Source organism: Pseudomonas sp. PDM04 (genome assembly GCF_014851765.1).
Classification (GTDB): domain Bacteria; phylum Pseudomonadota; class Gammaproteobacteria; order Pseudomonadales; family Pseudomonadaceae; genus Aquipseudomonas.
In genome coordinates this window covers 81,657-101,376 of sequence record NZ_JACVAI010000001.1, presented here as the reverse complement: position 1 = coordinate 101,376, position 19,720 = coordinate 81,657, and the positions used below count along the sequence as shown (strand labels likewise).

The following is a 19,720-nucleotide window of genomic DNA, read 5'->3' as shown; positions in this document are numbered from 1 at the left end:
GGTGCGGGTATTTTTCCAGGCATTGCGTGCGCTGCTCAGCCATTGGCGGCGACACCCGGTGCAGTTGTTCAGCGTGCTGACCGGTCTGTGGCTCGCCACCGGCCTGCTGACCGGTGTGCAGGCGCTGAACAGCCAGGCGCGGGACAGTTACGCTCGTGCCAGCCAGTTGATCGGCGGTGAGCCCCAGGCCAGTCTCAGTGCGCCTGCGGGCGGCACGTTTTCCCAGGCATTATTCATCGAGCTGCGTCGTATGGGCTGGCCCGTGTCCCCGGTATTGCAGGGGCGGGTGACGCTCAAGGGGCATGAAGATCAGCGTCTGCAACTGATGGGCATCGAGCCCGTGTCGTTGCCGGCCGGCTCTGCGGTGGCCGGGCAAGCCATGGCCATCGAGAGGATCGTCGACTTCTTCAGCCCTCCGGGCACCACCTGGATTTCCCCCCAGACTTTGCAGGCGCTCGGTTTGCGCGAGGGTGAGCAGCCTTCCAGCGTGAGCGGTGAGCCATTGCCGCCGCTTCAGGTGCAGGCCGACATGGCTCCCGGTGTGTTGCTGGTGGACATCGGTTTTGCCCAGCAGCTTCTCGGGCTGCCAGATCAGCTGTCGCGGCTGCTGCTGCCCAGGGAGTTCAGCGCGCCCTTGCCGGACTCGCTCAAGGGGCAGTTGCAGTTCAGGAGCAGCGGTGAGGAGAACAACCTGTCGCGCTTGACCGAGAGCTTCCACCTGAACCTCGATGCCTTGGGCTTTCTTTCCTTTGTCGTCGGCCTTTTCATTGTTCACGCGGCCATCGGCCTGGCACTCGAACAACGTCGCGGCCTGCTCCGGACCCTGCGCGCCTGCGGCGTCAGCGCACGCAGGCTGATCGCTTGCCTGGCCGTCGAGCTGGGGCTTCTGGCCTTGATCGGCGCCCTGGCCGGCGTGGTGAGCGGCTATCTGCTGGCCAGCGTGTTGTTGCCCGATGTCGCCGCCAGTCTGCGGGGCCTGTACGGCGCCGAGGTGCCGGGGCAATTGAGCCTGAGCCCTGGGTGGTGGTTCAGCGGCGTTGGTCTGAGCCTGTTGGGCGCCTTGCTGGCCGGTGCCAGCAGCCTGCTGCGGGCGGCGCGTTTGCCGCTGCTGGCCCTGGCCGACCCGCAGGCCTGGCATCAAGCCCACGCCCGCTGGTTGCGGCGCCAGGGCGGGGTCGCGCTGCTGGCCGGTGTGATTGCCTGGCTGGCATTGGCGTTTGGCGACAGCCTCGCCAGTGGCTTCGTGCTGATGGCTGCACTGCTGATCGGTGCCGCGCTGGCGTTGCCGGTGCTGCTCAACACGCTGCTGAACCTGCTGTTGCAGCGCCGTCGTTCCGTGCTCGGGCAGTGTTTCCTCGCCGATTGCCGCCAGCAATTGCCGGCCCTGAGCCTGGCGTTGATGGCGCTGCTGCTGGCCCTGGCGGCGAACATCGGCGCGGGCAGCATGACCGCCGGCTTCCGCCAGACCTTCAGTGACTGGCTCGAACAGCGGTTGACTGCCGAGCTGTATGTGAGCCCGCAAAACCCGGCTCAAGCGGTGGCGTTACAGGCCTGGCTCAAACAGCAGCCGTCGCTCACGGCGGTGTTGCCCAACTGGCAGGTGTCGATCCAGTTGCAAGGCTGGCCGGCGGATGTGTTTGGCGTGATCGACCACCCGACGTATCGCCAGCACTGGCCGTTGCTCGAAGCCCTGGGCGATGACCCGTGGGAACGACTGGTCAAGGACGACACGCTGATGCTCAGCGAACAACTGGCCCGGCGCCTGAACGTCCGCCTGGGCGAACAGCTGGCACTGCCCACGCCGACCGGCACATGGTCGCCACGAATCGTCGGGATCTATGCCGATTACGGCAATCCGAAGGGGCACATTCTGGTCAACGCCGATCACCTGCTGCGCGGCTGGCCGCAACTGACGCCGAATCGTTTCAACCTGCGCATCGAACCCGCATTGATCCCGGCATTCCTGAACGCCCTTCAGGCCGCTTTCGCCCTCGACGACAGCCGCATTGTCGACCAGGCCCGGCTCAAGGGCTGGTCCACCCAGGTATTCGAACGCACTTTCGCCGCGACGGCGGCGCTCAACAGCCTGACCCTTGGCGTCGCCGGCGTGGCGCTGTTCATCAGCCTGCTGACCCAGAGCCAGAGCAGAATCGGACAACTTGCGCCGCTGTGGGCGCTGGGCGTGACGCGTCGGCAACTGATGCTGCTCAACCTCGGCCAGACCTGGCTGCTGGCGGTGCTGACGCTGGTGCTCGCCTTGCCACTGGGCATCGCGCTGGCGTGGTGCCTGGACACGGTGATCAACGTGCAAGCGTTCGGCTGGCGCCTGCCATTGCGGCTGTTCCCGCTGCAATTGGCGCAGTTGATGGGGCTGGCATTGCTCGCGACCTTGCTGGCATCGGCGTGGCCGCTGTATTCGCTGTACCGCACGCAACCGGCGGACCTGCTGAGGACGTTTGCCCATGAGGATTAAGTGCGTCGCTCTGTGCTGGCTGATGCTGCTGATGAGTGGCTGCGATGACTCGGCACCGGTTGAAAAGGGCTTCGCCGGACTCGGTGGTGAAGCCACCACCTTTACCCCGGTGGTGCCTGGCCGGGCGTTCATCTTTCCGGCGGATCACGGTGCCCATGAAGGTTTTCGCATCGAGTGGTGGTACGTCACCGCGAACCTCAAGGACGATCAGGGGCACGAGTTTGGCGTGCAATGGACATTGTTCCGCAGTGCGCTGAAAGCCACGCCGGAAGTGGCGGGGTGGGGTAACCAGACGATCTGGCTCGGCCATGCGGCAGTGACTTCGGCGAGCGTGCACCACGCGGCGGAACGTTATGCCCGGGGAGGCGTCGGCCAGGCCGGGGTGAGCGTTCAGCCGTTCAGCGCCTGGATCGACGATTGGCGCTTCGCCAGCCTGGGCCCCGACGGCCTGGATAATCTGCAACTCAGCGCCCGGGACAAGGGCTTCAGCTACACGCTGCAATTGACGACCGACCGTGCCCCAGTGCTCCAGGGCGACCAGGGTTTCAGCCAGAAATCCGAACAGGGCCAGGCGTCGTACTATTACAGCCAGCCGTTTTTCCAGGCCCGCGGTACGCTGGAAATCGATGGCAAGGCGTATCAGGTCAGCGGCCCGGCGTGGCTGGACCGTGAGTGGAGCAGCCAGCCCCTCACCGCCAACCAGAGCGGTTGGGACTGGTTTTCCCTGCATCTGGACAGCGGCGAACGGGTGATGCTCTACCGCATGCGCCAGAACGAGGGCGAACCCTACCTCACCGGCACCTGGATCGACGCGCAAGGGCGCACCCAGTTATTGCACGCCGCTGACATCAGCCTCACACCGCAAGGCTTCGAGCCGGTGGCCGGGCGCTCGATGCCTGTGCGCTGGTCCATCAGGATTCCCGGCAAGCAGCTCGACCTCACCACCACCGCGCTCAACCCCAATGCCTGGATGAACCTGCGCATTCCCTACTGGGAGGGCCCCGTGCGCCTGAGCGGCAGCCACGCGGGGCAGGGCTATCTGGAAATGACTGGCTACTGAGGCGGAACTCTCGGCGGTACGGCGTCCTCCTAATTGAACCAGCCCATTCACCGGAGCCGTCATGAGCGATGACCTCAAAGCCCCCGACCTGGCCGCGTGGCAGCGTCTGTTCGACGACCAGGCCTACTGGCAACAATCCCCCGACGCCCATTACGCCGAACTGGTGCGCGTGGCGGACGATTTGCTGGGGCAGGGCGCCATCAACCTGGAGCAGTGGCAGACCCTCAAGGACAAGGCCAGGCAATCGCACAAGGACTCGCCTGCCGTGAACGTCAGCCATGAAGTTGACGATCCCGAATCCTGAGGATAAATCCCATGAAGAGCCAATCTCCCGATACCTCGAAACACCCTGACGAACCGCGTCCGCCCGGGGAAGTCGAGCGCGACAATGACGCCCTGCGTCCTACCGATCCGACCCGGCGCAAGGACAGCGGTAAAGGCACCGCCAGCGGAGAATCCACGGCGCAGGAAACGGCCCGCAACGGTTGAACCGACAGCGAAGTAATGCTGAGTCGATGTTTTTAGCCAATGCTCAATACTGGAGTCGAGCATTGGCCCTATAACTTTCGGGTGTTCTTGTACATCTTTCGTACAAGATTTATCAGTCGTTATGGTCGAACAGGTGAGTTTAAGTGGTGTATGTAAGTCATATTTTTGATGACATTTAATTAATGCTCAGTAAATTTCATGTTATTGGCACGGACATGACAGGGAAGTTGCATTAAAATACTCGCCGTTCGCCCAGTGGCGGGGCTCTTTACCGGTGCAAGGATTGCCAAGGCCATTACACTGGGCGAACACCTCTCTCGCCGTTATTTACCCATGGACATCTCTGTCCTTGCGGTAATTCTCAAATAGCCGAACTGTTTTAAGTATTGCGCAATATTGTGCGCAATATCGCTGTGCAATTCGGCGGTCACTCGCAAAGGCGAAGTTTTTGTAGCCGCTAGTTGATCGTGCAAGTGTGCTCCCAGAGCCTGTTGAAAATAACTCAGCCCGTGGTGACAGTTGGACATGGATGCAAATGACACCGGCCAGCAGCGCTGACCGATGCATGAAACCGTCCTGCTGAATCAGGTGACAGGGTTACGCCAGTCGTCGGAGCCGGTAGTGCCGCTTATTTCGTGGGTCCAGTAGATTTTTCGGTAGGTGAATTGCAGCTCTTCCATGTGGGTGAAGTGCGCCCCCGTGGCGTCCTGGCAGTCGTGCATCTTGTTGTTGATGGCGACGAGAATCGCGTCCTCCAGCTTGGTGGTGTAGTAGTGCTCTCGGGTGCCCGTTGCCGAAATCCGAAACCAGTTGAGCACCACTTCGGTCAGCACTTCGCCAGTGGTCAGGGAGGTTTGCAGCAAGGGCGAAGCCTTGTCGAATACCTTGGTCACGACGAGTGGCTGGTGTACACGCTGACCCGTGGGCTGGCCGGACTGCGGATCCCGAGGGATGATGATGTCATGGGTGACCGACTGGACCATGACTTCATCCTTGTGAGCTTCCTGGAAGCCGTTGCCCACCGAGTCGGCGGTCGAGGCGTTTTCGGTGATCAGTCCCTGTTTCTTGCCAGTGATGGACATGTACGCGGGTATTGCCATGGATTCTCTCCCTGAATCAGTGAAGGTGCCCGGAAGGCGGTATGGCCTCCGGGGAACATCAGCGTTATCAAGGTCCATGCCAGCCCGGTCGTCAGCCTTTCAGATCAGGGTGTTGTGCTGATTCTTCAGGAGCGCGACGCTGTTCAGGCGACGATCATTCAGGTAATGCGCGCAATCGCCTGCGCAGCGCCGCGCAATTACCAACGCACTGTATGGCTGCTCAGATAAACCCGGCGTTGTGTGTTGAAACCGCGCCAGGCAGTGGATTGATCGTGTGAGTTCTTGCACATCAAGGCGGCAGGCCACCAATGAGGTGTGCGGTTGCAACGAACGGCGCTGCGAGGTGGTCGAATCCAGCGCCGAACACATTCCCTGAATTCAAGGAGCGCGACATGAAAATCCTGATGGTTCTGACGTCCCACGATCAATTGGGTGACACGGGCAAGAAAACCGGCTTCTGGCTGGAGGAGTTCGCCGCACCCTATTTTGCTTTCAAGGACGCCGGCGCGCAGCTGACGCTGGTTTCACCCAAGGGTGGCCAGCCACCGCTGGACCCCAAAAGCGACGAGCCGGATGCACAAACCGCTGCCACAGACCGCTTTCGCAAGGATTCCGCAGCCCAGTCCGCATTGGCGAGCACCGCATTGCTGAGCAGCGTGCGCGCTGAAGATTATGATGCGGTGTTCTATCCGGGCGGTCATGGTCCGCTGTGGGACCTGGCCGAAGACAAGGCTTCGATTGCCTTGATCGAGGCGCTGTACGGGGCGGGCAAGCCGGTGGCGTTGGTCTGCCATGCGCCGGGGGTATTGCGCCATGTGAAAGGGTCGGACGGCCAGCCCCTGGTCAAGGGCAAGCGCGTCACGGGCTTCACCAATTCCGAAGAAGAGGCGGTGCAACTGACCCAGGTGGTGCCCTTTCTGGTGGAAGACATGCTCAAGGAGCGGGGCGGGATTTACTCCAGGGGCGATGACTGGGCCAGTTATGTGGTGACCGATGGCCTGCTGCTGACCGGGCAGAACCCGGCATCGTCGGAAGCCGCGGCGCAGGCGTTGTTGGCGAAACTGAAAAAGTAGACCCGGGCCTGGCCTGCGGGCTGCCTGGAAGCCCGCAGTGCCAGGGCGGTTCTCGTGAGCAGGCTTGCGTCTACAGCCCCAATGCCGCGAAGCATTCCTCGATCGACCGGCGCTGGGTCTCGGCATACAACCCCAGTTCATCAAGGGTCGTTCGCCCCAGCGCCTGTTCGAAAGCGTGCTGGTTCGAGTGCTGGCCGTAGTGGGTTTGCGCCGCATCCCCCAGGTTTGACTGAAAAATCCCCGCCGCACTGACGGGCAGGAAATCTTCGTACACCAGCGGCTCGGCCGTCACGTAGCCGAGGTTGAGCAGCGCCTCCAGCGTCACGGAGCGACGTTCGCCTGACGCCAGGCCTTTCTCCGTGACCCTATAGCGAAAGTACGCCAGTTCCTGTTGGCGCATGCCATCGAGGGTGTCAGGGAATTCGCCGAAGTGTTGCGTCATCAACGCGTTGTAGCGTTCGGCGTTGGCCTCGTTGGGGAAGTCCTTGAGTTCGTCGCGGGCAGCATTGAGCAAACGGTCGTAGAGCGCCCGTCCCTTAGGGGTGAGGGCGGCGCCGCGCTGTTCGATTTCGCCGAAGCGGGCGCTGTGGCTGCCGTGGCTGTGGGGTTGATCGGTGAACGCGACAGGCTCGTCCAGCGCCTTGAAGCTGGTCTGGCGCAGCAGGATCGGGCATTGGCGGCGCGGCGGTCCTTCGATCACCGCTTTGGGCGTGATGCCGTGGGCCGGCATTTGCGCCTGAACGACGTCGATGTCCAGCGTCCGCGGGGTCAGGTGGTTGATGTGCGGCCCCTTGAATGCCACCACATCGGCAATCAGGCGATGCTGCGCGCTGAGCTGGCGGTACTGTTCGGCGGTCACGGTGGCGCTGTGGTGCCAGCGGAAGGTTTCCAGTGCCTGCAGGACAAACGCCTCGGCGTCCGGTGCGCTCAGTCCGCCTTCGGATTCGGCGCGTTCGATGAGCGTCAGCGCCATCGGCGTGAAGATCGAGCGCTTGTCCAGGACCGACTGGGCAAAGGCGCGCAGCTCCCGGTCTTCGATCAGTTCCAGGCGCAGCAGCGAGGTGAACACCCGGAACGGGCTGACCTGCAACGCCTCTTCATGCACCGCGCGAAAGGCGGTGGAATGCACCGGCACGCCGGCCGGGGTGAGGTCGTAGTAACCCACCGGCTGCATGCCCATGACGGCGAACAACCGGGCCAGGGTGGCCAGTTCTGCCGCCGTGCCAACGCGGATGGCGCCGTGGCGTTCCATGTCCAGGCGCTGGATTTCACCGGTGTTGTTCAATTGCCTGGCGACCTGCGGGTCGCTGTCCAGCACGTGGCGGTTGGTCTGCTCCACCAGCTCCATCAGCGCGCCGTACAGCGGCACTTCGTTGCGGTACATGTCGGACATCGCTTTGGAAAAGCGTTGGCGGATCAGGTCAGGGCTGACAAAGTTCGAGTGGCTCATGCAGGAATTCCAGGCGCAGTGACGGGAAGGATGTGCAGAAAGATCGCAGCCTTGCGCGACGCCGACAAACGAAGAATCTTACGAACTTCATTCTGCAAAGGACTGATCGATCAATGCATCCGTTGATCCTGTGGGCTCTCCAGGCGCTGGGATGCCAAAAACTCCCGATACAGCCGTGCTGAACCCGCCGGGGCCTCGACCATCGGCATGTGCCCGACGCCTTCCCAGATTTCCACCCGCAGGTCCTCGATGCCTTTGCTCCAGATGGCTACGCTGCTGACGTCGATCAGGCGGTCCTTGCGTCCCCACAGCAACAGTGCCGGACATTTGATCTCGGCCAGCCTCGGTTCCATGGGCGGGCTGGCGCGAAAATCCCTGAAGATTTCTTCGAGCTCGTCCCGGGACTGTTCGTAGCGCTGGGCAATGGCGTCCAGCACCACGCCCGGCACCCACGGCGGTTCCGCCATGGTCATGGCGTAGAAACGGCGGAATTCTTCACGGGAGTTGATCAGGAACGGGTTGTGGCCCTTGGCCAGATGGCGCTCCAGGTCGCTGGCCTCGGGGGCGGTGACGCCCGCCGGGTCGATCAGCGCGACCGAGGCGATGCGCTCCGGATAGGTCGCCGCCAGCCATGCAGCCATGTAACCGCCCATCGAGTTGCCGATCACGTGCACCTTCTCGACACCGCAGACGTCGAGCAGCTGGATCATGCGCTTGGCCTGCAACGGAATGTCATAACCGCCGCCGGCCTTGAAACCGGTTTCCCCATGCCCGGCGATGTCGGGAATGATCACCCGGTAAGTGCCGACAAAATGCCGGGCGAAGCGCAACCAGATGTTTTTGTCCGCGCTGTAGCCATGCAGCATCAGCACACTGCTCGAGGCTTCATAGGGGCCGCCTTGCCAGGTCGACACCGTCATTTCGGCGATGGGCACGACAATCTTGTGCAGCCGGTACAACCTGGCCTCGGCCGCCATGTTCAGGTCATAGAGCCAGTAACCGATGGCCGGGTAGCTCAACCAGCTCCAGGCGATGAACACTGCAATCACGACAACCAACAAAAGCATCAGGTGTCTCCCTTCTCTCTGATCAAGACAGAATGTGATCGGCGGGTTTCAGCGCCCGGGTCAGTTGGTGGTAGCTGAAACTGAACCCGGGAAACATGGCGATCACATGCCCACTCCTGCTTTGATACCAGCTGTGGCAGCCACCGGACTTCCACACCGTGCGTTCCATTTCCCGGTGGATCATTTCAGTGTAGGTACGTTCTGCCTCGGGGCGAACTTCGATGCTGCGCAACCCCTGTTTTTTCACCGTGCGGATGCAATCGAGGATGTAGTTCATCTGGGATTCGATGATGAACAGCGCCGACGTGTGGCCGATGCCGGTGTTGGGGCCGGTGACGATGAACAGGTTGGGGAAGTCCGGCAGGCTGGTGCCCAGGTACGCCCGAGGGTAGGTGGCCCAGAATTCCCGCAGTTGCTTGCCGTTTTTTCCGCTGACCGGGTAGGAAATCACCCCGTCAGTGGCGTCGTAACCGGTGGACCAGACGATCAGGTCCACATCGATGTGCTGCCCATCCTGGGTATTGATGCCGGTTTCGTCGATGGACGCGATGCCCTGTTCGCGGCTGTGCAGCGTGACGTTGGAGCGGCCGAGAGCGGGGTAGAGGGTGCTGGACACGATGACCCGCTTGCAGCCGATGGCATAGTCCGGTGTCAGTTTTCGTCGCAACTGCGGATCAGGCACTTGCCGCTTGAGGAAGCGCAGGGCGTGTTGCTGGACCAGGCGGATCGCCGGTTTCGAGTACTTGAAGGCGATGACCCGGGTTTCGAACTGCCAGTAAATCATCCAGCGCAGCAGCTTGTACGCCGGTTTCAAGCCGAGCAGCCAGCGCTGCACCGGTCCGAAGGCGCGGTCGGCCCGTGGCAGCACCCAATGGGGCGAGCGCTGAAACACATGCAGATGCCCGACGTCCGGGGCAATGGCCGGGATCACTTGGGCGGCGCTGGCGCCACTGCCGATGATGGCGACACGTTTTTGCCGGTAATCGTAGGAGTGATCCCAGTGATTGGTGTGAAACGTCGTGCCCTGAAAGCGTTCCTGGCCGTCGAAGTGCGGGATGACCGGTTGGCTCAACGGCCCGGTGGCGTTGATCAGGAAACGGGCACGGAAGGTGCCCTTGCCGGTGGTGTGGACGATCCAGTGTCTGGCGTCGTCGTCCCACTCCACCCGTTCGACATTCGCCTCCAATTCCACCTTGTCCCGCAAACCAAAGCTGTCCACGACATGCTGCGTGTAGCGGTGCAGCTCTGCCTGGCCGGCGAACATTTGCGTCCAGCGATAGGGGGCGAAGGACAGCGAGTAAAGCGGCGAGGGCACATCGACGGCAGCGCCGGGGTAGGTGTTCTGGCACCAGGTGCCACCGAAAAAGTCCCGCCGCTCCAGCATCCGGAAGTCATCGATACCGGCCTTGAGCAAATTGACCGCCGCGCACTGACCACCAAATCCGCTGCCGATGATCAACACCTGGAAAGTCTGCATGGGCGTCCTTTTTGTCGTTGTCTGTTGAGTTTCCCTCTTCATGTATAGCCGAACGTTTGACCCGTGAAAATCGGTAATACCCTGATATTCGGACCGCGCGCCGGTGATAGCTATTTGATGTTGCCCTGTTAGACTGCCTGCACGCTCAAAACCCTGGCGCAGAGGTTCCTATGAGCAAAGCGGGAGGAAGGGGGCTATTACTGGCCAGGAGGCTTTACACCTCGCGGACCCTGGGACTGGCCTTGGGGTTGTTGTGTGTAGGCGTGGCGATGTACCCGCTCGACCCGGCGCCATGGGTTTGGGGATTGAGTTTTGCCTGATCCTTCCGGACCTGGCGCTTGATCATGCGACCAGCGCCATGGAGGCCCTGCGCGATCGCTTCGCTACCTTCGATGACGCCCAGAGCCCGGCGCTGAGCGTCGGCCTGAGCATTGGCCTGGCCGCCTGGAAGCCGTCCTGTACCGACGCGACGCAATGGCTCGATGAGGCCGACCGGGCGCTCTATGAAGCCAAGAGCACCGGACGCAATCGAGTGATTTGCAGCGGCGATCACGAGCCTCGTCAAGAGGCGTTCGATGCGGTGTGACAGCAGAGCAGTTCGCTTTATGGGAGCGAACTGCTCGCGACGAGGACATTCAGTCAGCCCGCGTCATCATTGACGTCCATCGCGAGCAGGCTCGCTCCCACAAGGATCATGAACGGATGTTATTCCTTCACACTCATGAATTCTTCCGCGTAACGGATGTATTCCTCGGGCTGCGTGTAGGTGTGGGTCAGTTCTGTGGCGCTCAGGTCGGACGCCTGGGTGAAGATCTGCCGTTGTTCGCGCAAGCTGTCGTAAGTCGCCTTGATCGCTGCGAAATAGGCCCCGTGCCCGTCGATGACCACGCGCACACCCAGTTCCGCCAGACGATTGTCGTCGCGCAGCAGCGGGTTGCCGTAGGTCACCAGCATCAGCGGCACGCTCAGGTGCTCGGCGATCTGTTCCAAGTGATCGAAATCACGTACGCCGACCATGCAGATGCCATCTGCACCGGCGTTCTGGTATTGCTGGGTGCGGCTGATGACCTCTTGCACCGGCAGGATCCCGGCGTTGGTGCGCGCGACGATGGCCATTTCGGTATCGACCCGGGCTTCCAGGGCGGCGCGGATCTTGCCGACGCCTTCGGCGACCCCGATCAAGTCGGTGGACTTGCGGCCGAACTGCGCCGGCAGCAGCGTGTCTTCGATGGTCAGGGCCGCCACGCCGGCGCGCTCCAGCTCGACGATGGTGCGCATCACGTTGAGGGCATTGCCGTAACCGTGGTCGGCGTCGGCGATGAACGGCAACTGGGCGACACGACCGATACGGGTGGCCTGCTCGGCGAATTCGCTGAGGGTGATCAGGGCGAAGTCGGGGGCACCCAGTACCTGCAGCGAGGCCACCGAGCCGCCGAGAATCCCCACTTCAAAACCCAGGTCCGCGGCGATGCGCGCCGACATCGGGTCGAAGACCGAGGCGGTGTGATAGCACTTGTTGGAAGCGAACAGTTCACGGAAGTTACGGCGCAAATCCTGATGGGAAAGCCTGGACATATAAGTTCCACCAATACAAAGGAATGGAAAGGCTTGAGCAAGAGTGTCAACGCCGAAGACCCAAAAGGCTATCACGCAACGGGGGCAATTATGATGACGAATTTGCAGGACGATTCATTTGATTGCCCTCCAGTGGAAGAGGGCAGGCGCCTCACGCGGCGACCGCCTGCGCCTGCGACCGAAGCAACGGCACCGCGCGAACCGAATCGCCGGGCTGCAGTTGCAGGCGTTTGGCGGTGAGCCGATCGACCACCAGGCTATTGCCCGCCAGCCTCGCGGGGGCGGCGGTGATACGGCAGTTCTCCAGGCGGCGATTGTGGATCAGCCAGATCGGCGCCTGATCGTCCGGGGTTCCAATGGCCAGCACCAGCGCCTGGCTGTCCCGTACGCTGCGGATCTTCGACAGGGGCGCCTCGATCACCGGACCGGCGTCGAAGATGTCGATGTAGCCTTCGTGGGTAAAGCCTTCGGCGGTGAGGATTTTCAGCGCTGGCTCGGTGTTGGGGTGTGCCTTGCCGATCACCGCCTGGGCCTGTTCGGTGAGCAGGCAGGTGTAGAGCGGTTGGCGTGGCATCAGTTCGGCGATGAAGGACTTGCTGCCCAGCCCCGACAAATGGTGGGCGTGATTGAAATCCATCTTGAAAAAGTGCCGACCCAGGCTGTCCCAGAAGGGCGAGCACCCTTGTTCATCGGCTCGGCCACGCAACTCCGCAATGAGTTTTTCACCGAACAGGTGGGGGAACTCGGCCACGAACAATAAACGCCCCACGGACAGTAACCGGCCGTGACTGCCCTGGCGCTGATCGGGGCGCAGGAACAACGAGCAGATTTCCGATTGGCCGGTCATTTCATTGTTGAGGAACAGTGTCGGGATCTGCCGCTGGATGCCCAGGTCGGGCGATGAACTGACGGTCACCCCGACCCGGTAGTTGTACCAGGGCTCGCGCAGCCCGATGGCCCCCGTCAGGGCACTGATGCCCAGCACCTGCTGATCGTCGTCCTCGAGCACGAACAGGTAGTCGGCGTCGGCCCGCTCGATCTGTCCGGCGAAGGCCCGTTGTGTCCAGCGCAAGCGATGGGCCAGGCGTTCCTCGCTGGCCGGCAGGGTGGTCAACACCGGACCGGCTTGCCGCGCCAATGCCAGCAGGGCGGGCAGGTCAGTGATTTGCGCCGGGCGGACGATCATGATGCGTTTCCTCGCACGGGCGATCGAGCGCTCACAGGGCGATCACCCGTACCGGGCTGCCGTCGCTCACGTTCAGGGCGGCGCACATTCCGGCACTCAGGGCCACGGGCTGGCCGGGGCGGTAGTCCAGATCGGCGACGATGGCACGATAGCCCCTCAACGCATCGTTACTGACCAGGTAGCGGCCGCGCGCATCGAGGGTATCGCTCAGGATGACGGTGCCGGTCTGGCTGTGTGCAATGGAACGGATGTCGGCCAGACGCGCGTGCAAGGTCGGGCCGCCGTCGAACAGGTCGATGTAGCTGTTGGTCTCGAACCCTTCGCGCTCGAGGATATCGAAGGCATCCTGGCCATCGGGGTGGATGCGGCCAATACAGTCCTGGGCCGACTGGGGCAGCATCGGTACGTAGATCGGGTATTGCGGCATGAGTTCGGCCAGGAACGCCCGGCTCTCGAGCCCGCAGAGGCGCTCGGCCTCGGCGTAGGGCAGGTCGAAGAAGTGCTTGCCCAGCGCGTCCCAGAAGGGCGAGTGCCCCTGATCGTCGCTGAAGCCGACGATTTCGGTGATTACCGCTTCGGCAAAGCGCCGGGCATGGGCGGCGATGAACATCAATCGCGCCCGGGACAGCAATTCTGAAGCCGGCGAGCGCACCAGCGCCGCATCGATGTGGAAACCGCGCAGCAGGGTGTGGCCGTTGAGGTCATGACACAGCGACAGTGCCGGCACACCATGTTCGATGTTCAGTTCTCGCGAGGCACTGGTGAAGTGGCGGTTGCGCAGGCTGTAGAAAGGTTCGTCGAAACCGGCCGTGGCGAGGATTTCCGAACAGCCCGCCAGGTGCCGGGTCGCCAGGTCTTCCAGAACGAAGAAGTAGTTTTCCGGGCCATGGGTCCGCACGTCCTGATCGAACGAGGTACAGGAATCGAGAATTCGCTCGCGCAAGCGTTCGGCATTGTCCGGCAGGGACGTGACGCCGACCAGGCTGTCGTGAGCCAGTCGTTGCAACTGCGGCAGGTCCGTTAACTCCACTGGGCGTATGACCAGCATGGATGCACTCCTGTATCAAAGGGTTCGGCGTTCGGCACGAACCTGACTATCACTGTCGGTTTCCACGCGTTGAATCGGCGGTTGCTCGAGGGTTGTCCAGCGCCGCTCTTTATTGATCAGCCATTGAATGAAGCAGCACGATGTTCACCACCGCCGCGTTGAACGGTCGATCGGCGTTGGCGTCATGTTGGAGGCGGTGGTGCGCGTCGCTGGGAGAGGGCATCCGGGCTCCTGCTGGATGAGGGTTTTGTTTATCTTTCATAATCCGTTACAGCAGTATTTATTTAACCCGCAGCCCCTGTCTAGTGAATTTTTGCGAGGTTCTTTACCGCATTAACGGGGGGCGAAACGCCCGTCAGCCTTGGGTTACATGCATGTCGGTCCGTCTTGTAGGCCTTCGCTGACAAGGCTGTCGGAGATGGCTGGTTATGTAGCAGGCAAGTGCATCTTTTCGATGGACAGCGAAACCCCCGCCGTGGCCTTTCTTGCGGCACAATGGCCCATGAATGATGGCCTCATGCTGTTGCTTTTCCTTAAACCGAGTGATCTTTCGTGCAGTCGACCCGTTTGACTCTGTTGTGCCACGCCAGAACCGTCGCACAAAAATTGGCGCGCTTTCCTACGGATGAACCGGTGGAGATGGATTGGCAATCGGCCAGTGGCTCCCTGGGGCGTCAGTTCAAGGGCAGGCCGCGTCTGTTCAGTGCCCCGGAACTGCGCGCGCGACAAACCGCCGCCTTGTTCGGCAGCGACGCGGTGATTGTCGAGGCGTTGAGGGACTGTGATTTCGGACGCTGGAACGGTGCCCGGATTGGCGACCTGCAAATGTCCGAGCCCGAAGCGCTGCAGGCCTGGTTCGATGATCCGCTGGCGGCGCCTCACGGTGGCGAGTCGGTGGCACAACTCGTCGAGCGGGTGAGCGCCTGGCTGGAGACACTGCAAGCGACACCGGGACCTATCGTCGCCATTACCCATCCCTTTGTCGTGCGCGCGGCGTTGACCCGGGTATTGCACAGTCCGGCATTCAACCTGATCGATGTTGAACCGCTGTCAGCCATCGAGCTGCGGTTCAATGGACGCTGGCGCCTGCGATTGCCAGGTGCGGACCTTGAGGGCCCCTGTTCATGAAAAAACTGATGGTCATCGGCATCGGTGCCGGCAACCCCGACTACATCACCCTGCAGGCCGTGAAGGCGCTGAACCGGGTGGATGTGTTTTTCCTCATGGACAAGGGCCAGAGCAAGGACAAACTGATCGACCTGCGGCGCGAGATCTGCGAGCGCTACATCAGCGATCACGTCCACCGGTTTGTCGAGGCGCACAGCCCGGAGCGTGAGCGCGGTGAGGTGGATTACACGAGCAGTGTGCAAGAGCTGAACCTGGCCAAGCAGTTGACCTTCGAACGGCTGATCGATGAGGAACTGTCCGACGACGAGTGCGGCGGCTTCCTGGTGTGGGGCGACCCGGCGTTATACGACAGCACGATCCGGATTCTGCAGGCGATTCTCGCGTCGGGGCGATGCGCGTTCGAATTCGAAGTGATTCCCGGCATCACCAGCGTTCAAGCGTTGGCGGCGCAGCACAAGGTGCCGCTGAACAGTATTGGCCGCTCGATCGAAATCACCACGGGTCGTCGGTTGGCCGCGGGGCAAGTGAGCGATACCGACAGCCTGGTGGTGATGCTCGATGCGCAAGATGCCTACCGGCAGGTGGCGAACCGCGAGACGCAGATTTACTGGGGCGCTTACCTGGGCACGCCGGATGAACTCCTCATCAGTGGCCGGCTCGAGGACGTGGCGGATGAAATCGAGCGGGTGCGCAAGGCGGCGAGGGAGGCCCATGGGTGGATCATGGACACCTATCTGTTGCGCAAGCTTTGATCAAACGGAACTGGCCTTGATCCCGCGCCCAAACCGCTCCCGGTACACCGACGGCGGCACGCCGACCACCGTGCGAAACGCCACCCGAAAACTTTCCACTGAACGATAACCACACTGCCCGGCCACCTGCTCGGTGCTGTGCCCCGTGCTTTCCAGCAGTTCCCGGGCCCGTGCCAGGCGTTCATGTTGCAGCCAGGCCTTGGGCGGCTGGCCGGTGGCTTCGGTGAATCGGCGCAGGAAGGTTCTTTCGCTCATCGCCGCCTCGCTGGCCAGGTCGCGCACTTCGAGCGGGGCGTGCAGGCGCTCCCGGGCCCACTGCATGACCCGCGAGAGATCTCTACGCGGCGTCGGGCTGACCGGGGTCGGAATGAACTGCGCCTGGCCGCCGGTGCGTTGCGGCGACATCACCAGTCGCCGCGCCACGCTGTTGGCCACTTGCGTGCCGTAATCCCGGGCTACCAGGTGCAGGCAGGCGTCGATGCCGGCCGCGCTGCCCGCCGAGGTGATCAACTGGCCCGAGTCGACGTAGAGCACGTCCGGGTCGACCAGAATGTTCGGGAACCGTTCGGCCAGTTCCGTGGTGTAGCGCCAATGGGTGGTGGCGCCGTGGCCATCGAGCAAACCGGTGGCGGCCAGCACGAACACTCCCGAGCAGATCGACAGCAACCGCGCGCCGCGTGCGTGGGCCTGACGCAGGGCCTCGATCAACACAGCGGGCACCGGGGCGCTGCGATCACGCCAGCCGGGAATGATGATGGTCCGGGCGTCGGCCAGCAGTTCCAAGCCACCGTCGGCCAGCACCTGGATACCGCCCATGGCACGCATCGGGCCCTGATCGACGGCGGCAATGCGGTGTTCATACCAGGGGAAATCGAATTCCGGCCGCGCCAGGCCGAAGATCTCCACGGCAATCCCGAATTCGAACGTGCAGAGGCCGTCGTAGGCCAGAATGGCGACTGATCCTGGGTTGGGCTGCATTTGGCGGAAAGTTCCCGGTGAGTGTCTTGTGCGCCACTTTAGCCGCAAGTCAGCGGCGGATACAGTCTTCTCACACCCACGAACCCTGGAGTACCGCCCATGACCAGTCTGGTCCGCAAGATTCCTGCCGCGCCTTCGGCCATTGCCCTGATGCATTTCAGCAACCGCCTGACCTTTGAAACCGACTGTTCCGACGTCTACGGCAGCCAGCAGGCGGGGGAGGTGGATTTTGTCCTGGTGGATGTGCGCGGTCCGCTGGCGTTCGAACGCGGTCATGTGCCAGGTGCGATCAACCTGCCGGGACGACTGCTGACGGCTGAAGGGCTGGCAGGCTACGGGACCTCCACATTGTTCGTGGTCTACTGTGCCGGCCCCCATTGCAACGGCGCCAACAAGGCCGCAGTGAAGCTGGCGGCGCTCGGTTACCCGGTCAAGGAAATGATCGGCGGGGTGACCGGTTGGCTGGACGAAGGGTTTGCGTTGAGCGCCCCGGTACAACGGCCAGCCGCGACGCCGATCGGCTGCGATTGCTGAGCCAGCAGCGGGCGAATCCTCTCGAGGATGCGCTCGCCTTTTTTATAAGTATTTGTCGCCTATACACAATTTGCCCGTGTAAAGCCGCTCTAGACTGCCCGCCACTTCGGTCGTAACCCATAACAAAGCGCTGACCGAAAGCGATCAATCGAATGCTGCCAATATAAAAGCCTCCGTACACGGGAGTTATAAATGAAGAAGCTAGTGATGTTCGGTGCCCTGGCACTGTCGATGTTGTCCCTGACCGCCGTGGCCGATGACGCCAAGCCGATCCGCATCGGTATCGAAGCCGGCTACCCGCCATTCTCGATGAAAACCCCCGACGGCAAACTCACCGGTTTCGACGTCGACATCGGCGACGCGCTTTGCGAGCAGATGAAAGTCAAATGCACCTGGGTCGAGCAAGAGTTCGACGGCCTGATTCCGGCCCTGAAGGTCAAGAAAATCGACGCGATTCTGTCGTCCATGACCATCACCGACGACCGCAAGAAAAACGTCGATTTCACCATCAAGTACTACCACACCCCAGCGCGCTTCGTGATGAAGGTCGGCACCGATATCAAGGATCCGCTGACCGAACTCAAGGGCAAGAAAGTCGGTGTACTGCGCGCCAGTACCCATGACCGCTTCGCCACCGAAGTGCTGGTACCGGCCGGTATCGAGCTGGTGCGCTACGGTTCGCAGCAGGAAGCCAACCTGGACATGGTCTCCGGTCGCGTCGACGCGCTGCTGGCGGACTCGGTCAACCTCGACGACGGTTTCCTGAAAACCGACGCAGGCAAGGGCTTTGCCTTTGTCGGCCCGACCTACGAAGACGCCAAGTACTTCGGCGGCGGCGCCGGGATCGCGGTGCGCAAGGGCGACAAGGAGCTGGCGGACAAATTCAACACCGCCATCACTGAAATCCGCGCCAACGGCAAGTACAAGCAAGTGCAGGACAAGTACTTCGATTTCGATGTTTACGGCCATTAATACGCCGTAGAAAAAAGTGGCCACCGTTGACGCGGTGGCCACTTTTTTTGTTTTGGTTCCAGGATGAGAACTCTGTGGGAGCGAGCCTGCTGGCGAAGACTTTCGTGCATTCAACCTCGCGATTGACTGACACAACGGCTTCGCGAGCAGGCTCGCTCCCACAGGTCATCTCGAAGTTTTCAAGTATCAGGAGTTCGCCCATGCAACGCATCGACCACCCGCTACCCTGGAGCCACCTGGGCACCGAACGAACCCTCAGCGTGTTTCGTTACGGTACGGGTGCACGCAAGGTCTATATCCAGGCCAGCCTGCACGCGGACGAACTGCCGGGCATGCGCACCGCCTGGGAACTGAAAAAACGCCTGGCCGAACTCGAAGCTTCAGGCCATCTGCAAGGCGTGGTCGAACTGGTGCCGGTGGCCAACCCCATCGGCCTCGATCAGCACCTGCAAGGCAGTCACATGGGCCGTTTCGAACTCGGCAGCGGCCAGAACTTCAATCGCTCGTTCGTGGAATTGAGCGCGCCGGTCGCGCAGTTGGTCGGTGATCGCCTGGGCGCCGACGCCGAGGCCAACGTTGCACTGATCCGGCAAACCATGACCCGGGTGCTCGACGACCTGCCTGCACCTGCCTCGCAGCTGGAAGCCCTGCACCGCCTGTTGTTGCGCCACGCCTGCGATGCCGACATCACGCTTGATCTGCACTGTGATTTTGAGGCGGCCATCCATATTTACGCCTTGCCGCAGCACTGGCCGCAGTGGCAATCACTGGCGGCGCGGTTGAAGGCGGGTGTGGCGCTGCTGTGTGAAGATTCCGGTGGCAGTTCCTTCGATGAGTCCTGCTCTTCGCCCTGGTTGCGCCTGGCCAGGGCTTTTCCCCAGGCGGCGATTCCTCCGGCCAATCTGGCGACCACCCTGGAGCTGGGCAGTATGGGCGACACCCGCGTCGATCAGGCCCAGGCCAATTGCGAAGCGATTCTCGGGTTCCTGGCCGAACAGGGGTTCATCCAGGGTGACTGGCCGGCGGCGCCGGATGAGTGCTGCGAAGGAATGCCGTTCGAAGGCACGCAATACCTGTTCGCACCGCACCATGGTGTGGTCAGTTTTCTGCGCGAGGCCGGTGAGTGGGTCGAGCAGGGCGATGCCCTGTTCGAAGTGGTCGATCCGTTGAACGACAAGGTCACCACCGTGCGTGCGGGAACCCGCGGGGTGTTGTTCGCCATCGATCGTGGTCGCTACACCCAGCCGGGCACCTGGCAGGCGAAGGTCGCGGGGCGCGAGCCGATTCGGGTCGGGAAGTTGATCAACGACTGACTGAACATGGAATCGCGAGCAGGCTCGCTCCCACAGGGATTTGAG

The 19,720-nt window shown here is 62.1% G+C and carries 18 protein-coding genes and 1 pseudogene; 11 read left to right on the top strand and 8 right to left on the bottom strand.

Going from position 1 to position 19,720, the window contains the following annotated elements; genetic code table 11:
* Nucleotide 1 precedes the first annotated feature (1 nt).
* From IB249_RS00505 to IB249_RS00490, 4 genes are all read left to right on the top strand, one after another.
* Nucleotides 2-2,473: an ABC transporter permease gene (locus IB249_RS00505; RefSeq protein ID WP_192301584.1), complete on the top strand. Its 2,472-nt coding sequence runs from the start codon at nucleotides 2-4 to the stop codon at nucleotides 2,471-2,473.
* Nucleotides 2,463-3,533 (top strand): lipocalin-like domain-containing protein, encoded by a 1,071-nt coding sequence (locus IB249_RS00500; protein WP_192301583.1) that lies wholly within the window; start codon nucleotides 2,463-2,465, stop codon nucleotides 3,531-3,533. Before IB249_RS00505 ends, IB249_RS00500 begins: the two co-directional genes overlap by 11 nt.
* 61 nt (nucleotides 3,534-3,594) lie before the next feature.
* Nucleotides 3,595-3,837: a hypothetical protein gene (locus IB249_RS00495; protein WP_192301582.1), complete on the top strand. Its 243-nt coding sequence runs from the start codon at nucleotides 3,595-3,597 to the stop codon at nucleotides 3,835-3,837.
* An 11-nt stretch (nucleotides 3,838-3,848) separates the two neighbouring features.
* Nucleotides 3,849-4,022 (top strand): hypothetical protein, encoded by a 174-nt coding sequence (locus tag IB249_RS00490; RefSeq protein WP_192301581.1) that lies wholly within the window; start codon nucleotides 3,849-3,851, stop codon nucleotides 4,020-4,022.
* A gap of 584 nt (nucleotides 4,023-4,606) precedes the next feature.
* Here the strand turns inward: IB249_RS00490 and IB249_RS00485 are convergent.
* Complete coding sequence (locus IB249_RS00485; RefSeq protein ID WP_192301580.1) at nucleotides 4,607-5,122, bottom strand: Hcp family type VI secretion system effector; 516 nt, start codon at nucleotides 5,120-5,122, stop codon at nucleotides 4,607-4,609.
* Between the two features lie 392 nt (nucleotides 5,123-5,514).
* On the opposite strand from IB249_RS00485, the gene IB249_RS00480 reads away from it, so the two are divergent.
* Nucleotides 5,515-6,195 carry a type 1 glutamine amidotransferase domain-containing protein gene (locus IB249_RS00480; protein ID WP_192301579.1) on the top strand — a complete coding sequence of 227 codons (681 nt, stop codon included), beginning with the start codon at nucleotides 5,515-5,517 and terminating at the stop codon, nucleotides 6,193-6,195.
* Nucleotides 6,196-6,265: 70 nt separating this feature from the next.
* Here the strand turns inward: IB249_RS00480 and IB249_RS00475 are convergent, their stop codons facing one another.
* From IB249_RS00475 to IB249_RS00465, 3 genes are all read right to left on the bottom strand, one after another.
* Nucleotides 6,266-7,645 (bottom strand): VOC family protein, encoded by a 1,380-nt coding sequence (locus IB249_RS00475; RefSeq protein WP_192301578.1) that lies wholly within the window; start codon nucleotides 7,643-7,645, stop codon nucleotides 6,266-6,268.
* Nucleotides 7,646-7,755: 110 nt separating this feature from the next.
* The gene (locus IB249_RS00470) at nucleotides 7,756-8,712 is read right to left on the bottom strand and encodes an alpha/beta fold hydrolase (protein ID WP_192301577.1); all 957 of its coding nucleotides are present in this window, start codon (nucleotides 8,710-8,712) and stop codon (nucleotides 7,756-7,758) included.
* 22 nt (nucleotides 8,713-8,734) lie between these two features.
* The gene (locus IB249_RS00465) at nucleotides 8,735-10,189 is read right to left on the bottom strand and encodes a flavin-containing monooxygenase (RefSeq protein WP_192301576.1); all 1,455 of its coding nucleotides are present in this window, start codon (nucleotides 10,187-10,189) and stop codon (nucleotides 8,735-8,737) included.
* A gap of 259 nt (nucleotides 10,190-10,448) precedes the next feature.
* On the opposite strand from IB249_RS00465, the pseudogene IB249_RS29900 reads away from it, so the two are divergent.
* Nucleotides 10,449-10,775 (top strand): annotated as a pseudogene (locus IB249_RS29900) (GGDEF domain-containing protein); the annotation flags it as partial.
* A gap of 119 nt (nucleotides 10,776-10,894) precedes the next feature.
* Here the strand turns inward: IB249_RS29900 and IB249_RS00455 are convergent.
* The 3 genes from IB249_RS00455 to IB249_RS00445 all read right to left on the bottom strand — a co-directional run bounded on the left by IB249_RS00455 (nucleotide 10,895) and on the right by IB249_RS00445 (nucleotide 13,998).
* Entirely contained in the window at nucleotides 10,895-11,764 is an 870-nt protein-coding gene (locus tag IB249_RS00455; protein WP_192301574.1) for an isocitrate lyase/PEP mutase family protein, read from the bottom strand.
* A 151-nt stretch (nucleotides 11,765-11,915) separates the two neighbouring features.
* Nucleotides 11,916-12,950 carry an arginine N-succinyltransferase gene (gene astA / locus IB249_RS00450; RefSeq protein WP_192301573.1) on the bottom strand — a complete coding sequence of 345 codons (1,035 nt, stop codon included), beginning with the start codon at nucleotides 12,948-12,950 and terminating at the stop codon, nucleotides 11,916-11,918.
* Nucleotides 12,951-12,981: 31 nt separating this feature from the next.
* Nucleotides 12,982-13,998 carry an arginine N-succinyltransferase gene (locus IB249_RS00445; protein ID WP_192301572.1) on the bottom strand — a complete coding sequence of 339 codons (1,017 nt, stop codon included), beginning with the start codon at nucleotides 13,996-13,998 and terminating at the stop codon, nucleotides 12,982-12,984.
* A 552-nt stretch (nucleotides 13,999-14,550) separates the two neighbouring features.
* Here IB249_RS00445 and IB249_RS00440 point away from each other — a divergent pair.
* Together IB249_RS00440 and cobF are read left to right on the top strand one after the other, a co-directional pair.
* Entirely contained in the window at nucleotides 14,551-15,126 is a 576-nt protein-coding gene (locus tag IB249_RS00440) for a histidine phosphatase family protein (protein ID WP_192301571.1), read from the top strand.
* A complete protein-coding gene (gene cobF, locus IB249_RS00435) occupies nucleotides 15,123-15,878 on the top strand; it encodes a precorrin-6A synthase (deacetylating) (RefSeq protein ID WP_192301570.1) in 756 nt (251 codons plus the stop codon). Before IB249_RS00440 ends, cobF begins: the two co-directional genes overlap by 4 nt.
* Here cobF and ftrA read toward each other — a convergent pair whose 3' ends face one another.
* Nucleotides 15,879-16,856 carry a transcriptional regulator FtrA gene (gene ftrA, locus IB249_RS00430; RefSeq protein ID WP_192301569.1) on the bottom strand — a complete coding sequence of 326 codons (978 nt, stop codon included), beginning with the start codon at nucleotides 16,854-16,856 and terminating at the stop codon, nucleotides 15,879-15,881.
* A 99-nt stretch (nucleotides 16,857-16,955) separates the two neighbouring features.
* Here ftrA and IB249_RS00425 point away from each other — a divergent pair, with 99 nt between their 5' ends.
* The 3 genes from IB249_RS00425 to IB249_RS00415 all read left to right on the top strand — a co-directional run bounded on the left by IB249_RS00425 (nucleotide 16,956) and on the right by IB249_RS00415 (nucleotide 19,675).
* Nucleotides 16,956-17,390 carry a rhodanese-like domain-containing protein gene (locus tag IB249_RS00425; RefSeq protein ID WP_192301568.1) on the top strand — a complete coding sequence of 145 codons (435 nt, stop codon included), beginning with the start codon at nucleotides 16,956-16,958 and terminating at the stop codon, nucleotides 17,388-17,390.
* Nucleotides 17,391-17,582: 192 nt separating this feature from the next.
* Nucleotides 17,583-18,362: an ABC transporter substrate-binding protein gene (locus tag IB249_RS00420; RefSeq protein ID WP_192301567.1), complete on the top strand. Its 780-nt coding sequence runs from the start codon at nucleotides 17,583-17,585 to the stop codon at nucleotides 18,360-18,362.
* Between the two features lie 200 nt (nucleotides 18,363-18,562).
* A complete protein-coding gene (locus IB249_RS00415) occupies nucleotides 18,563-19,675 on the top strand; it encodes a M14 family metallopeptidase (RefSeq protein WP_192301566.1) in 1,113 nt (370 codons plus the stop codon).
* Nucleotides 19,676-19,720 lie beyond the last annotated feature (45 nt).

Bases quoted from the DNA above. Each gene is read 5' to 3' on its own strand.
- IB249_RS00500 (WP_192301583.1), top strand. From the start codon at position 2,463: ATGAGGATTAAGTGCGTCGCTCTGTGCTGGCTGATGCTGCTGATGAGT.
- IB249_RS00495 (WP_192301582.1), top strand. From the start codon at position 3,595: ATGAGCGATGACCTCAAAGCCCCCGACCTGGCCGCGTGGCAGCGTCTG.
- IB249_RS00490 (WP_192301581.1), top strand. From the start codon at position 3,849: ATGAAGAGCCAATCTCCCGATACCTCGAAACACCCTGACGAACCGCGT.
- IB249_RS00485 (WP_192301580.1), bottom strand. From the start codon at position 5,122: ATGGCAATACCCGCGTACATGTCCATCACTGGCAAGAAACAGGGACTG.
- IB249_RS00480 (WP_192301579.1), top strand. From the start codon at position 5,515: ATGAAAATCCTGATGGTTCTGACGTCCCACGATCAATTGGGTGACACG.
- IB249_RS00475 (WP_192301578.1), bottom strand. From the start codon at position 7,645: ATGAGCCACTCGAACTTTGTCAGCCCTGACCTGATCCGCCAACGCTTT.
- IB249_RS00470 (WP_192301577.1), bottom strand. From the start codon at position 8,712: ATGCTTTTGTTGGTTGTCGTGATTGCAGTGTTCATCGCCTGGAGCTGG.
- IB249_RS00465 (WP_192301576.1), bottom strand. From the start codon at position 10,189: ATGCAGACTTTCCAGGTGTTGATCATCGGCAGCGGATTTGGTGGTCAG.
- IB249_RS00455 (WP_192301574.1), bottom strand. From the start codon at position 11,764: ATGTCCAGGCTTTCCCATCAGGATTTGCGCCGTAACTTCCGTGAACTG.
- astA (WP_192301573.1), bottom strand. From the start codon at position 12,950: ATGATCGTCCGCCCGGCGCAAATCACTGACCTGCCCGCCCTGCTGGCA.
- IB249_RS00445 (WP_192301572.1), bottom strand. From the start codon at position 13,998: ATGCTGGTCATACGCCCAGTGGAGTTAACGGACCTGCCGCAGTTGCAA.
- cobF (WP_192301570.1), top strand. From the start codon at position 15,123: ATGAAAAAACTGATGGTCATCGGCATCGGTGCCGGCAACCCCGACTAC.
- ftrA (WP_192301569.1), bottom strand. From the start codon at position 16,856: ATGCAGCCCAACCCAGGATCAGTCGCCATTCTGGCCTACGACGGCCTC.
- IB249_RS00425 (WP_192301568.1), top strand. From the start codon at position 16,956: ATGACCAGTCTGGTCCGCAAGATTCCTGCCGCGCCTTCGGCCATTGCC.
- IB249_RS00420 (WP_192301567.1), top strand. From the start codon at position 17,583: ATGAAGAAGCTAGTGATGTTCGGTGCCCTGGCACTGTCGATGTTGTCC.
- IB249_RS00415 (WP_192301566.1), top strand. From the start codon at position 18,563: ATGCAACGCATCGACCACCCGCTACCCTGGAGCCACCTGGGCACCGAA.